This window comes from Arthrobacter sp. TJ-238 (genome assembly GCF_058269215.1).
This window is the reverse complement of sequence record NZ_JBZCNH010000004.1, coordinates 355,892-369,118: the sequence shown is the minus strand read 5'-3', so window position 1 is coordinate 369,118 and position 13,227 is coordinate 355,892. Positions and strand designations below refer to the sequence as shown.

Here is a 13,227-nt window from a genome sequence, read left to right as displayed (position 1 = left end):
GACTACTCGCCGCGAGAAATGGCAACCATGTCCTCACGGGGCACGAGCTTCACGCGTTCGCGCACCACCTCGGCGTTGCCGGACGTGTTCACGAAGTTCGCACCCAGCTTCAGCTCGTGGGCGTCCAGCTTCAGCCACCCGTCCCAGGTGGTGTAGCGGACGCCGCGCTCCTCGAGGAGGCCGATGATGGCGTCCTCGGACGGGTCCTCGGCCGGAGGAAGGTTGAGCCTGTCCTCGAGGAGGTAGCCGATGGTCTCGAGCGCATCTCCCTTTGTGTGCCCGATGAGGCCGACGGGACCGCGCTTGATCCACCCGGTCGCGTAGATGCCGGGCACCGGCTGTCCCTGCTCGTCGATCACGCGGCCGCCCTCGTTGGGGATGACGCCGCGCTTCTCGTCGAATCCGACCTCGGGCAGTTCCGAGCCGAAGTACCCGATGGCGCGGTACACGGCCTGGACGGGGTAGTCGATGATCTCCCCGGTCCCGCGCACGTTCCCGTCGCCGGTCAGCTCGGTCCGCTCGAACCTCATGCCCGCGACCTTGCCGGGCGTCTCCGGTGAGTCGTGGATCTCGACGGGCGAGTGCAGGAAGTGGAGGTGCAGGCGGCGGGACGCCCCGGTCGGCTCGTCCTCGACGAGCCAGTTGGTGAGCGTCTTCACCATGGTCTTCGTCTGGTTGTTGGTCGCGATCTGCTCCTCGGACCCGGCGTCGAAATCGAAGTCCTCGGGGTAGAGGACGATGTCGACGTCCCGCGAATGGGAGAGCTCACGCAGCTCCAGCGGCGTGAACTTCACCTGGGCCGGTCCTCGGCGTCCGAAGACGTGGACGTCGGTGACGGGCGAGGCCTTGAGCCCCTGGTAGACGTTGTCGGGGATCTCGGTGGAGAGCAGGTCGTCGGCGTGCTTGGAGAGGATGCGGGCTACGTCGAGGGCCACGTTGCCGTTGCCGATCACGGCGATCTCCCGGGCGTCCAGCGGCCACTCACGGCTGACATCGGGGTGGCCGTCGTACCAGGAGACGAAGTCCGCTCCGCCGAAGGAGCCGTCGAGCTCCACCCCGGGGATGTCGAGGTCGGCGTCGCGGATGGCACCCGTCGCGAAGATCACCGCGTCGTAGAAGCGGCGGAAGTCGGAGAGCGTCAGATCCCGGCCGTAGTTGACGTTGCCGAGGAAGCGGATGTCCCCGCGGTCGAGCACCTTGTGCAGCGCGTTGACGATGCCCTTGATCCGCGGGTGGTCAGGTGCTACCCCGTAACGGATAAGACCGTACGGCGCTGGGTACTGGTCGAACAGGTCGATGCTGACGGCGAAGTCGCCGCCCTGCACCTCGTTCGACTTCGTCAGGATGTCGGCGGCGTAGACGCCTGCCGGACCGGCGCCGATGATCGCGACCCGCAGCGGTCGAGCCGCAGCTGAGGTAGACACTGATGAGCCTTCTTCCCGGGATGATCCTGGTGGATACCGTCGCGCACTAATAAGCGCATACTTCCCTATTCTAAATGCCCCCGCACGGCACCGGCGAAAACAGTGGCAGGGATCTCCTCCAGCCCCGGTGCGGTGCGAGGCAGGAACACCGACGCGGGAATAAACGTTCTCTGCGGCCGGTTCACGCCTGCGTGAGTGGAACAGGCACGAAGGTCAGTCGTCCGGCGCGGAGCGAGAACTCCGTCGGCATCCTCTTCGGCATCGGCGCCTACGGGCTATGGGGTCTGCTGCCGCTGTACTTCCTCGTCCTCGCCCCAGCGGGTCCCGTCGAGATCGTGGCCAACCGGGTGCTGTTCTCCCTCATCTTCTGCGCCCTCCTGCTGACCGTCCTGCGGTCCTGGCGGCCGGTGCTCACCGCCCTGCGCACCCCGCGGATCATCGGCACGCTCACTGTCGCGGCCCTGCTCATCGCCGTCAACTGGCTCGTCTACACCTACGGCGTGACGTCCGGGCAGGCCATCGAGGCAGCCCTCGGCTACTTCATCAACCCGATCGTCTCGGTCCTGCTCGGCGTGATCGTGCTGCGGGAGAAACTGCGTCCCCTGCAGTGGACGGCGATCGGCATCGGCGTCCTCGCGGTGGTCGTGCTCGCCGTCGGCTACGGCGCCGTGCCCTGGATCGCACTGTCGCTGGCGTTCTCCTTCGGCCTGTACGGGTTCACCAAGAAGAAGGTGGGTTCCCGCGTGGATGCGGTGTCCAGCCTGAGCATCGAGACGCTGGTGCTGACACCCGTAGCGGTGGCCGTCATGCTGTGGCTGGCCTCGACCGGCGACGCGACCCTGGTGACCGAGGGGACGGGACACTTCTGGATCATGGCCGCCTCCGGCATCATCACGGCCGTACCCCTCATCTTCTTCGGTGCGGCCGCCCGCCGCCTCCCCCTGACGACGATCGGCCTCCTGCAGTACCTGGCGCCCGTGCTCCAGTTCCTCATCGCCCTGCTGGTGCTCGGCGAGGACATGCCCTTCGAGCGGTGGGTCGGGTTCAGCCTCGTATGGGTGGCGCTGATCCTCCTCACGATCGACATGCTCCGGACCGTACGTCGCCAGCCCCGGCCCACGAAGCGCGCCGAGCCGGCGTCCGCCGCGGCCTGACCCTCGGCGCGGGCCTCGCGGCTCAGCGCTCCTCCATCCCCCACGGCGACCCGTACCCCGCGGGGGCGTCGGCCGCCAGCAGTTCCAGGAACGGCCGCGCATCGAAGGCCTCCGGGCCGAGAACCCCCGCGCCGTGCCAACGGCCCGTGGCCAGCAGTTCCAGGGCGATCACGGGGTTGACGGCGGTCTGCCACACCACGGCCTGCGAGTCGTACTCGGCCATCGACCACGCGTTGTCGACGACGTGGTACAGGTACACGGCCCGGGGTCCACCGTCCTTGCCCTGCCCGGTGACGAACACGCCCGCGCAGGTCTTCCCGCGCATGCGGTCGCCGAGCGTGGCGGGGTCCGGCAGGGCTGCCGCGACCACGTCCCTGGGCGAGACGTCGACGCCCTTGACCCGGAGCGGCTCCGTCGAGTCGAGGCCCAGCGTATGAAGGGTCCGCAGCACACCGATGAACTCCTCCCCCAGCCCGTACTTGAACGTCACCCTGCGCGCCTGCGTCCACCGCGGCATCAGGATCACCTCCTCGTGCTCCACGTTGACGCATTCCACGTCCCCGATACCCTCGGGGAAACGGAACATCTCCGGCTCGCTGAACGGCTCGGTGGTGAACCACCCGCGGTCCCGTTCGAAGACCACCGGAGGGTTCAGGCACTCCTCGATGGTCGTCCAGATGGAGAACGACGGGGCGAAGTCATAGCCCTCCACCGTCAGGTTGGCCCCGTCGCGGACACCCAGCTCGTCGATGGACGAGAACAGCTCGTCCTCCGCGTAGCGGGCGAAGACGTCGGAGAGGCCGGGCTCGACGCCGATCCCCACGAGGGCGAGCCGCCCGGCCGCCTCCCACTGCGCGGCGGCGTCGAACTGCGCCTGCCCGAGCATGACCCCCGTCTTCTCGTACGGCTGGTCCGGGTGCTTCTCGGACAGGCTCATCGCCATGTCGAGGTACGTCGCGCCCGCGGCGAAGCAGCCCTCGAAGACGGGCATCACGAACCGCGGGTCCACCGCGTTGAGGACGTGCGTGGCACCGTGCTCCCGCACGAGGTCGGCTACCGCCGCAGATGACGACGCATCCACCGAGGCCGCGACGAGGCGCGGGTCCTGCAGTCCGTCGACGAGCGCCTGCGGACGCCGGGCATCGTAGTCCGCGATCACCAGCTGCTCGAAGAACGTCCGCCGCACGAGGATGCGGACCGCGGCCGAACCCACCCCACCCGCACCGATGATCAGGATCCGCATCAGGAGAGTCCGCCGTACACCGGTGTCGTCGAGGCGAGCCCGATCACCGCCGACTGCGACGGTCCCAGGGCGCCTGCCGCGAGGCCCTTGCCCTGCCCGTCCGCGCGACCCCCGTCGGACCGGCTGCCGACCGGGAACTCGCTCATCATGCCCCGATTCTCGAAGGACCGCCGCCATCGCGCGAGGTCTGGCGTCACTCTACTGACCGGCCGGTGGTCCCGGAAGCCCTTCCCCCCGCGCGGTGCGCGTCGGCCGGATCCGGCCCCTCCGCGGCCGGTTCGCGCGCGGCGAGGTACGCCGCGCTGAACCGCGAGAGCAGACCCACGAGCTCGACGACGTCGGCCGGGTCCCACCCCTGGAGCTGCCGCCGGAAGGACCGCCGCCTGCTCCGGCGTGCCTCGTCGATCCGGCGGGCACCCTCCGCCGTGAGGACCACCGGGTGCGAACGGTCGTCGCCGTCCGACGGGCCGCGCTCCACGAGGCCGAGCCGCTGGAGCGCCGCCACATGGTTGCTCACGCCGGGGTTACCCATACCGAGCGACGCGGCGAGGTCCGTGACGCGGCAGGGCCCGAGCATGCGCGCAGCCGTCAGGACACTGTAGGCGGCCGGTTCCATCGCCGGATCGATCCTGCGGGCGAGGATCCGGCACACGCGCTGCTCGCTGCGGCACATCAGGGCGGCCCTGTCCTCGACGGCGTCGAGCGCGGCGCGCCGTGCCGTGCCCGTCCCCTGCCCGCCGCGTTCCTCCATGCCGGAATGCTAGGCGCTGACGGGCCCGGCCGGCACCGGTGCCCGACCGCATTTCTCTCCGTGACGCGCCTACCCCACGGCGCCGCCCGGACCGCTAGTCGCGCGGGGCCGACCCGCGGGTCAGGACCTCCTGCCGGAAGAACGCCGGGTTGATGCGCGACCAGACGAGCATGAGCACCGCCCCGAGAAGGATCACGCCGATCCCGAGGATGAACACCATGCCGATCCCGAACAGCTCGGACCCGGAGCCGTACCCGGGATCCATGGAGTCGATGGCCGTCTTGACGAACATGACCAGCAGGATCACGCCGCCGAGCAGCGGTGCCAGGAACCGGAAGAGGACGTTCCGGAGGCTCGCGAAGGCCTGGGCCCGGAAGTACCAGACGCACGCCAGCGCGGTGATGCCGTAGTAGAAGCAGATCATCAGGCCGAGCGCGGTGATGGTGTCCCACAGCGCGTTCTCCGAGACCAGGCGCGTGAACACGTAGAACCCGGCGGCGGCTACGGCCGCGGCCACGGTCGCGAAGCTGGGCGACTTGTGCTGCGGGCTGATGCGTCCGTAGCCCTTCGGCAGCGCCCGGTAGTGCCCCATGGCGAGCAGCGTACGGGCGGGCGAGACGAACGTGGACTGCAGGGACGCGGCCGAGGAGCTCAGCACGGCCATGGACATGAGGATGGCGAAGGGACCCATGACGGGGCCGGCGAGCGTCGCGAAGATGCTCTCCTGGTTGTCGGGGTTGCCGGCGCCGAGCTCGCCCTCGCCCACTCCGGCGTAGGCGAGGGTCGCGAGCGCGACCGTGAGGTAGATGACCACGATCACGACGACGGTCAGCGCTCCTGCGCGGCCCGGGGTCCTGTCCGGGTCCGTGGTCTCCTCGTTCATGGTCAGCGTCACGTCCCAGCCCCAGTAGATGAAGATCGAGAGCGAGACGCCCGCGGCGAAGGCGGAGAACGAACCGACGGCGAATGGGTTGAACCAGTCCGCGCTGATGCTCGTGGCGTCGAAGGCCGTGCCGTTGCCGACGTGGATGAACGCCGCGATGGCGAACCACGCGAGGACCACGAGCTGGAAGGTGACGAGCACGTACTGCACCATCTTCGTGGCTTCCATGCCGCGGTAGGAGACGTAGCACGCGAGCGCGATGAACACGAGCGTCGTCGCGATGTTCACCGGCAGGTTCAGGGTGAGCTCGGCCACCGAGGGATCGTCCATCACCTGGGAGAGCAGGAGGTAGAAGAAGTCGACCGCGACGGCGGCGAGGTTGGACAGCACGATCACGGTCGCGGCGATGAGGCCCCACCCGCCCATCCAGCCGATCCACGGGCCGAAGGCCCGCGTGGCCCAGGTGAAGGAGGTCCCGGAGTCCGGCATGGCGCTGTTGAGCTCGCGGTAGCCGAGGGCCACGAGCAGCATGGGGATGAAGCCGATCAGGAAGATGGCGGGGAGGTGCACCCCGACCTCGGCGACCGTGGGGCCGAGGGCCGCGGTCAGCGTGTAGGCGGGGGCCACACAGGACACCCCGATGACGACGGCACCCAGCAGGCCGATGGTTCCCGAGTCGAGGCCCTTCCTGCTGAGCCCTGATCCGCTTCGTGTTGTCTCGTCGATACTCATGCGTCCGCCTCTGTGGGTGAGGCGTCCGGGCCGGAAGCGGTGCCGGGCGTTGCATACGTACGGGGGACGACGACCATGGGGATGGTCAGCGTACGCAGGATCTTGGCGGCCGTGGACCCGAGGAAGATCCGCGCGTGCTGCGCGAGGCGGCTCGATCCGACCAGCAGCACCTCACCCTCGTCCCAGGCCATGGACTCGACGGCTTCCTCGACGGAAGCACCGCGCGCCGTCTCGACGCTCACGCGGCCGCCCGCCGCCAGCGACGACGCCGCCTCCGCGAGCCGACGGTTCGCCTCGTCCTCGGCACTGCCCGGGTCCGGCTGGCCGGCGTCGAGAGCGATGAGTGAGACCAGGCGCAGCGGCAGGGCGCGACGGCCGGCGGAGGACACGGCGACGGAGATGACGGCGTCGGCCCCGGCCCGCCGGCCCACCGCGCAGGTGAGGCGCGTGACGGGGTCCGTGCGCCGATAGCCCCGCGGTGCGAGGGCCACGGGCACGGGCGAGGCGTGCAGCAGGCTGCGTGCCACGTTGCCCACGCTGAACCGGCTGGCGAGGCCGCGCGAGCTCGCCCCGATCACGATCAGGGAGGCCTCGGTGTCCTCGGCCGCCTGGATGAGGCCCTCGGCGTTCGAGTCGGCGCGGACGACGACGCCGCGCGCGGGAACGTCGTCGGGTACCAGTGCGAGTCCTTCGTCCATCCACTCGGTCATCTGTTCCGACAGGAGGGTGTCGAAGCCCTTGTCCGGCGGATAGGTGCCCGCGTAGAGCGAGTGTTCGGGCGTCACGAGGACGAGGTCGAGGGTGGCGTCCTGACGCCGCGCGAGGGCGACGGCGAGGCACACGGCGTCGTGCCCGCGTTCGTCCGCGGTGTACCCGACGATGTAGCGCATGGTCAGGCCCCCTTCGCGGTGCCGGCCGACTGCAGCCCGGAGGCGAGGGCACGGTGGACGTCGGCGGCGGTGCGCCGGCCCATGCGGATGGCGCCGTCCACGTGCTGGTAGCCCTCGGCCGCGATGTCCGAACAGGACCAGTAGACGGGACCGACCGGCGTGCGCTGGTCGCGGCCGTAGCGGTGCAGGCCGCCGAGGTCGTAGCTGGAGGCGTACGCACCGCGGGTCCACTCCTCGGAGGCCCAGTCCGATTCGTAGTAGACCTCGGGGTCGAGGGCCTGCGGGCCGAGGAAGCCTGCGATCGAGCCGAGGATGCGCTCGCGGCGTTCGTGCGGCGGGAGCTCGAACATCGCGTCCGCCTTCTCGTCGGAGACGAACCCCACCAGAGTGCCGCGCGGGTCCTCGTAGTTGCTGTTGTCGTAGACCTCCTGGACGATCGAGCCTGCGCTGAAGCCGGTCCCGGAGAGCCCTTCCGCGCGCCAGAACGGTGTGGCGTAGACGGCGTGCACCTTGATGACGAGCCCCAGCGACTGGTGCTGGTGCATCTGGTGCTGGCGTCGCGGGAGCGGCGGCTCGTAGCTGATGCGCGAGTACAGGTTCGGCGGGACGGCGACGACGGCGTACCGCGCGTTCACCGTCGTCGTGTCCGACACGACCGTGACGCCCTCGGCCGTGACGCCGCCGGCACTGCCGTGCCCGTCCATGCCGCTCCAGCGGAGGGTGCGCACGGGACTTGAGAGGATGACGTCGTCCCCGAGTTCGGCGGCCATGCGTTCGGAGACGGACTGCATGCCGCCGACCACGCGCCGGTCGAGGATGAAATCCTCGTCCACGAGGTTGGAGAAGGACCCGGCGGTCGCCGCCATGAGGATCGCCTGCAGGACGGAGAAGGAGTGCGCGGGCTTGGTCAGCATGCCGCCCGCGATGAAGAGCCCGATGTTGTCGCACGCCTCCTCGTCGTCGGACTGCTGCCGCAGCCAGTGGTGGAAGGAGATGGTGTCCAGGGCACGGGCGTCGGGGTGGTTCCACGGCGCTTCCGGGCCGGCCTCGGCCACGAGCCGGTCGAGGATGTCGATGAGCCGCGTCATCTCCTCGCGGGTGTAGTCGCTGACGGGGAACATCTCCCCCGAGTACCGCACCGGCCGGTCATCGGGACCGATGTAGACGGAATCGCCCTCGCGGTACCGGGGGAACGTGTCCATGCCGAGTTCGTCGAGGAGCCCGATCAGCGCGGTCTGGTCGGGAGACACCCACTGGCCTCCCACCTCGAGGACGGCGCCGTCGATGACGTCCGTGTGGGTGCGCCCGCCCACCCGGTCCCTGGCCTCGACCACGGCGACCGAGTGGCCCGCCCGCCTCAGTTCGCGTGCTGCGGTCAGGCCCGACGGCCCCGCTCCGATGATGACGACGTCGCGCTCGATGATGTCCATGAGATCCTCCCGCCCCGCATGACGCGGGCCACAAAATGAATGTCATTCATTATTTTGCCCTACTATAGCCATGGGCGCTCCGCGTGGGAAGGGAGCGGCCGAGGAGTCGACGGTACCGCACCAGGAGGCAGCTTCCATGACCACAGCAGCGCCGGAGCCACGGCGCGCCGGACGTCCCCCCAGGAGCGTGCTGTCGAAGGACCGCATCACCGACGCGGCACTCGACCTCATCGCCAGCGAGGGGTACGAGGGGCTCACGATGTCGGCCGTCGCCCGACGCCTCCGCGTGGCGCCGTCCGCGCTCTACAATCACGCCGGGTCCAAGCAGGAGGTGCTCGGCTGGGTGCAGGACCACGTCATGACCATGGTGGAGTTCGACGCCTTCGCGGATCAGCCCTGGGACGAGGCCGTGCGGCGGTGGGCCTGGTCCTACCGCGAGGTCTTCGCACGGCACGCGCCGCTCGTCCCGGTCATCGCCGTCCTGCCTGTCACGGACGCGCCGGACACGCTGCGCATGTACGAGGAGGTGGCCCGGGGATTCCAGCGGGCGGGGTGGCCCGAGGAGCGGATCGTGCCGGCGATCGTAGCCCTGGAATCCTTCATCTACGGCTCAGCACTCGATGTCACCGCTCCCGGCGACATCTTCGACTCGGGCCCCCTGGCGGACCGCTTCCCCGTCTTCACTGCCGCCGTGCGCAGCGCCACCGCAGCCGCCGGCACCGGGAGCACTGCGGACGCCGCATTCCGCGCGGGCCTCGACGGGATCATCGCCGGGCTCCGCCAGCAACTCGCGGCCTACACGTCCTGACGCGTACGCACGGGTCCGGACGGACACCATCCCGCCGGATCGCAGGAGTCCGCCCGGCCGGCTCCGGATGCCCCGCAGGACGGCGCCCCTGCCCGGAAGCCCGTGATCCGATCGGACGGTGAGAGTGCCGATTGCTAGACTCTCTAGCTTTACGGACGGCGAACTAGCTGCTATGTTCAGGGAGCGGTCAAGCAGCGGCCACGACGAATTCCAGATGTACGAGGTCGCCATGACACTTGCACCGCTTTCCCCCGATACCCTCTCCCGGCTCGGCGAGCCCGCCGGCCGGAGCACGCCGTCCGATCTGCAGGGCATCGAATTCGCGGACGCGCCCGTCGAGCCCGTAGGCCCCGAGGCGCCCGAGGTCCCGTTCGACCTGTCGGACGTGACCACGCGCGAGCTCCGCATCCTCTGCAACCAGCTCTACCGCGTCCTCGACACCGACTTCCCACCCTTCGGCGTGCGGGAGGACTACGAGGCCGTGATCCACGCCCTCGAGGGGCGCGAGGCACGCGCCGCGGAGCAGATGGAGAGCGCGAAGCTACGCGAGAAGTTCCGCGACAACACCGTGAGCTCGCGCTTCGAACTGTTCCACGACGGCGTCATGGTCGGGTACGTGAAGTACGACATGCGGGCCGGCCGCATCCGCCTCCTGGAAACCGTCGTCGGCCCCTCCTACGGCCGCTCCGGCCTGGAGCCCGTACTCATCCGCCACGCACTGCTGGACGCCCACAGGCGTCGCCTCTCCCCCGTGCCCTACTGCCCGCACGCTCAGGCATTCCTGGCGGAGAACCCCCGGTTCCGGGCACTCATCCCGGTCGGCTGACCCGCCCCCTCCCCCCAATGACGAAGGCCCCGCAGCGACGCTGCGGGGCCTTCCTCGTACCGGTGCTGTCCCGCGGAAGCGGTCAGCCGGCGTCGACGGTGCGGATGGCACGCTCGAGCACGTCGAGGCCGTCCGTCAGCAGCTCGTCGGTGATGACCAGCGGCGGCAGCAGCCGGATCACGTTGCCGTAGGTACCGCAGGTCAGGATGATGACGCCCTCGCGGAGGCACTGCGCGGCGATGGCCTTGGTGGCCTCTGCGTTCGGCACCTTGCCCCCGTGCTGCACGAACTCGATCGCCAGCATCGCGCCACGGCCGCGCAGCTCGCCGATGATGCTCTGCTCCCCCAGATCGGCCTGCAGGGCGGTGAAGCGCTCGGTGACGAGCTCCTCGATGTGGCGGGCGCGTCCGGCGAGGTCCTGCTCCTTCATGGTTTCGATCGCGCCGAGCGCCGCGGCGCAGGCCACGGGGTTGCCGCCATAGGTGCCGCCGAGCCCGCCGGCGTGGACGGCGTCGAGCAGGTCCGCTCGGCCGGTGATGGCCGAGAGCGGCATGCCGCCCGCGATGCCCTTCGCCATGGTGATGATGTCCGGCACCACGCCCTCGTGGTTCACCGCGAACCACTCACCGGTGCGGCAGAAGCCGGACTGTACCTCGTCGGCGATGAACACGACGCCGTTCGCCGTGGCCCACTCGGCGAGGGCGGGGAGGAACCCGTCGGCCGGCACGATGAACCCGCCCTCGCCCTGCACGGGCTCGATGATGATGGCGGCGACCGACTCGGCGCCGATCTGCTTCTCGATCATCGTGATGGCACGCTGCGCCGCCTCGGGCCCCGTGATGGCGGGGTTCTCCTCGCGGAAGGGGTAGCTCATGGGCACGCGGTAGATCTCGGGCGCGAAGGGCCCGAAGTTCGTCTTGTACGGCATGGCCTTGGCCGTGAGCGCCATGGTGAGGTTCGTGCGGCCGTGGTAGGCGTGGTCGAACGCGACGACGGCGTCCCGGCCGGTGGCCAGGCGTGCCACCTTCACGGCGTTCTCCACGGCTTCCGCACCAGAGTTGAACAGGACGGTCCGCTTCTCGAAGTCGCCGGGAGTCAGCTCGGCGAGCTGCTCGGCGACGGCCACGTAGCCCTCGTACGGCGTCACCATGAAGCAGGTGTGGGTGAAGTGGGCCACCTGCTCCTGGACCGCCCGGACGACGGCGGGGTCGGAGGCGCCGACGCTGGTGACCGCAATGCCCGAACCAAGATCGATGAACGAGTTGCCGTCGACATCCTTGATGATGCCGCCGTCGGCGTCGGCGGCGTAGACCGGCACGCCCGAAGCGACGCCCTTGGCCACGACGGCGGCGCGGCGGGCGGCCAGCTCGGTGGACCTGGGGCCGGGGAAATCGCCCGTGATGCGCCGCTTCTGCTCGAGCCGGAAGCGCGGCGCGGTCTCTGGGGTGGTTGCGAAGGTGGTCATCGAAGTTCCTTGTCTCGAGGGGACGGGCTAGGCGTCCAGCACGCTCATGACGTGCTTGATGCGGGTGTAGTCCTCCACGCCGTACATGGAGAGGTCCTTGCCGTAGCCGGAGTTCTTGAAGCCGCCGTGCGGCATCTCGGCGGTGAGCATGATGTGCGTGTTGATCCAGACCGCGCCGAAGTCGAGCTCACGGGAGACGCGCATGGCGGTCCCGTGGTCCGTGGTCCAGACGCTGGACGCGAGGGCGTAATCCACACCGTTGGCGAGCTCCACGGCTTCCTGCTCCGTGGAGAAGGTCTGCACCGTGACGATCGGCCCGAACGTCTCCTGCTGCACCACGGGGTCGTCCTGGCGCGCGCCGGTGATGATCGTGGGCTCGAAGAAGTAGCCCTTGTCGCCGGCGCGCTTGCCGCCGGTAGCGATGCTGCAGTGTGCGGGCAGCGCGTCGATGACGGCGTTGACGGCGTTGAAGTGGTTGATGTTGTTGAGCGGACCGAAGTAGTTCTCGGAGTCGTCGGCGTTGCCGGTCCTCAGCGTGGCCGTGTGCTCGACCATGGCGGCCACGAATTCGTCGTGCGCCTCCTCCTGCACCAGGATGCGCGTGATGGCCGTGCAGTCCTGACCGGCGTTGAAGAAGGCGAACTCGGCGATGGCCGCAGCGCTCCTCTTCAGGTCCGCATCCGCGAAGACGACGGCGGGCGCCTTGCCGCCGAGCTCGAGGTGGGCGCGCTTGAGGCCCTTCGCCGCGCTGGTGGCGACGGCGATACCCGCACGCACGGAGCCCGTGATGGACACGAGGCCCGGGACGGGGTGCTCGATCATCGCGGCACCGGTCTCGCCGGTGCCCAGCACCACGTTCAGGACGCCGTCGGGCAGGATGCCCTGCGTGAGCCGCGCGAGGACGAGGGTCGATTCGGGGGTGGTGTCGCTGGGCTTGAGGACGACGGTGTTGCCGGCGGCGAGCGCAGGCCCGATCTTCCAGATCGCCATGAGGAACGGGTAGTTCCACGGCGCCACCTGGGCGACGACGCCGATGGGCTCCCGGCGCACGTACGAGGTGTGGCCCTCGAGGTATTCACCGGCGGACTTGCCCTCGAGGACACGGGCGGCGCCCGCGAAGAACCGCAGCTGGTCGGCACCGACCGCCACCTCCTCGGCGGCGATCATCTCGCGCACCTGGCCCGTGTTGCGGTGCTGTGCCTCGACGAGCTCGTCGCTCGCGGCCTCGACGGCGTCGGCGAGCTTGAGCAGCATGAGCTGTCGCTGGCTCGGCGTGGTCCGCTTCCAGGTGGTGAAGGCGCGCGCTGCGGCCCGCATGGCGTCGTCGACATCGGCGGGCGAGGACACGGGCGACTGGGCGACCACCTCGCCGTTGGTGGGGTTGACGATGTCCAGGAGCTGATTACGAGCGCCGGCGGGCGACACGAACGCTCCGTCGATGTAGTTCTGAAGGGTCTCAGCCACGGTGCAGTGCCTTTCACGGGATCAGGTCCACGCAGAGCCCGGACGGATGCGGGCGGCGGGTATCGAGAGAACGTTACCGGGCGCGAGCCGCACCGGGCCACGGATACCTGCACAGTGGAAACCGGTGGCGTCCGTGCAGGCGTACAGCCGCGTCCTA

12 protein-coding genes are annotated in these 13,227 nt (G+C 69.6%); 3 read left to right on the top strand and 9 right to left on the bottom strand.

Annotation, left to right across the window (positions count from 1 at the left end):
* Window positions 1-2: 2 nt before the first annotated feature.
* Entirely contained in the window at window positions 3-1,424 is a 1,422-nt protein-coding gene (locus tag AC4D2O_RS10605) for an FAD-dependent oxidoreductase (RefSeq protein WP_490907102.1), read from the bottom strand.
* 191 nt (window positions 1,425-1,615) lie between these two features.
* Here AC4D2O_RS10605 and rarD point away from each other — a divergent pair, with 191 nt between their 5' ends.
* The gene (gene rarD / locus AC4D2O_RS10600; RefSeq protein ID WP_490907100.1) at window positions 1,616-2,578 is read left to right on the top strand and encodes an EamA family transporter RarD; all 963 of its coding nucleotides are present in this window, start codon (window positions 1,616-1,618) and stop codon (window positions 2,576-2,578) included.
* 22 nt (window positions 2,579-2,600) lie between these two features.
* Here rarD and AC4D2O_RS10595 read toward each other — a convergent pair whose 3' ends face one another.
* The 6 genes from AC4D2O_RS10595 to AC4D2O_RS10570 form a co-directional block, all read right to left on the bottom strand.
* Window positions 2,601-3,821 carry a saccharopine dehydrogenase family protein gene (locus AC4D2O_RS10595; protein WP_490907098.1) on the bottom strand — a complete coding sequence of 407 codons (1,221 nt, stop codon included), beginning with the start codon at window positions 3,819-3,821 and terminating at the stop codon, window positions 2,601-2,603.
* Complete coding sequence (locus tag AC4D2O_RS10590; protein ID WP_490907095.1) at window positions 3,821-3,970, bottom strand: hypothetical protein; 150 nt, start codon at window positions 3,968-3,970, stop codon at window positions 3,821-3,823. The genes AC4D2O_RS10595 and AC4D2O_RS10590 overlap by 1 nt, the downstream gene beginning before the upstream one ends.
* 44 nt (window positions 3,971-4,014) lie before the next feature.
* Window positions 4,015-4,572 (bottom strand): MarR family winged helix-turn-helix transcriptional regulator, encoded by a 558-nt coding sequence (locus AC4D2O_RS10585; protein WP_490907092.1) that lies wholly within the window; start codon window positions 4,570-4,572, stop codon window positions 4,015-4,017.
* Between the two features lie 94 nt (window positions 4,573-4,666).
* Window positions 4,667-6,187 carry an APC family permease gene (locus AC4D2O_RS10580; protein ID WP_490907090.1) on the bottom strand — a complete coding sequence of 507 codons (1,521 nt, stop codon included), beginning with the start codon at window positions 6,185-6,187 and terminating at the stop codon, window positions 4,667-4,669.
* On the bottom strand, window positions 6,184-7,077 hold the full coding sequence (locus tag AC4D2O_RS10575; RefSeq protein ID WP_490907088.1) for a universal stress protein: 894 nt from the start codon (window positions 7,075-7,077) through the stop codon (window positions 6,184-6,186). Before AC4D2O_RS10575 ends, AC4D2O_RS10580 begins: the two co-directional genes overlap by 4 nt.
* A gap of 2 nt (window positions 7,078-7,079) precedes the next feature.
* Entirely contained in the window at window positions 7,080-8,507 is a 1,428-nt protein-coding gene (locus AC4D2O_RS10570) for a flavin monoamine oxidase family protein (RefSeq protein ID WP_490907084.1), read from the bottom strand.
* Window positions 8,508-8,643: 136 nt separating this feature from the next.
* Here AC4D2O_RS10570 and AC4D2O_RS10565 point away from each other — a divergent pair, with 136 nt between their 5' ends.
* Window positions 8,644-9,315 carry a TetR/AcrR family transcriptional regulator gene (locus AC4D2O_RS10565; protein ID WP_490907082.1) on the top strand — a complete coding sequence of 224 codons (672 nt, stop codon included), beginning with the start codon at window positions 8,644-8,646 and terminating at the stop codon, window positions 9,313-9,315.
* Window positions 9,316-9,544: 229 nt separating this feature from the next.
* Entirely contained in the window at window positions 9,545-10,141 is a 597-nt protein-coding gene (locus tag AC4D2O_RS10560; RefSeq protein WP_490907080.1) for a GNAT family N-acetyltransferase, read from the top strand.
* Between the two features lie 82 nt (window positions 10,142-10,223).
* Here the strand turns inward: AC4D2O_RS10560 and gabT are convergent, their stop codons facing one another.
* Window positions 10,224-11,606 carry a 4-aminobutyrate--2-oxoglutarate transaminase gene (gabT, locus tag AC4D2O_RS10555; RefSeq protein ID WP_490907078.1) on the bottom strand — a complete coding sequence of 461 codons (1,383 nt, stop codon included), beginning with the start codon at window positions 11,604-11,606 and terminating at the stop codon, window positions 10,224-10,226.
* Between the two features lie 27 nt (window positions 11,607-11,633).
* Window positions 11,634-13,070 (bottom strand): aminobutyraldehyde dehydrogenase, encoded by a 1,437-nt coding sequence (locus AC4D2O_RS10550; protein WP_490907076.1) that lies wholly within the window; start codon window positions 13,068-13,070, stop codon window positions 11,634-11,636.
* Window positions 13,071-13,227 lie beyond the last annotated feature (157 nt).

Bases quoted from the DNA above. Each gene is read 5' to 3' on its own strand.
- AC4D2O_RS10595 (WP_490907098.1), bottom strand. From the start codon at position 3,821: ATGCGGATCCTGATCATCGGTGCGGGTGGGGTGGGTTCGGCCGCGGTC.
- AC4D2O_RS10590 (WP_490907095.1), bottom strand. From the start codon at position 3,970: ATGATGAGCGAGTTCCCGGTCGGCAGCCGGTCCGACGGGGGTCGCGCG.
- AC4D2O_RS10585 (WP_490907092.1), bottom strand. From the start codon at position 4,572: ATGGAGGAACGCGGCGGGCAGGGGACGGGCACGGCACGGCGCGCCGCG.
- AC4D2O_RS10580 (WP_490907090.1), bottom strand. From the start codon at position 6,187: ATGAGTATCGACGAGACAACACGAAGCGGATCAGGGCTCAGCAGGAAG.
- AC4D2O_RS10575 (WP_490907088.1), bottom strand. From the start codon at position 7,077: ATGCGCTACATCGTCGGGTACACCGCGGACGAACGCGGGCACGACGCC.
- AC4D2O_RS10570 (WP_490907084.1), bottom strand. From the start codon at position 8,507: ATGGACATCATCGAGCGCGACGTCGTCATCATCGGAGCGGGGCCGTCG.
- AC4D2O_RS10565 (WP_490907082.1), top strand. From the start codon at position 8,644: ATGACCACAGCAGCGCCGGAGCCACGGCGCGCCGGACGTCCCCCCAGG.
- AC4D2O_RS10560 (WP_490907080.1), top strand. From the start codon at position 9,545: ATGACACTTGCACCGCTTTCCCCCGATACCCTCTCCCGGCTCGGCGAG.
- gabT (WP_490907078.1), bottom strand. From the start codon at position 11,606: ATGACCACCTTCGCAACCACCCCAGAGACCGCGCCGCGCTTCCGGCTC.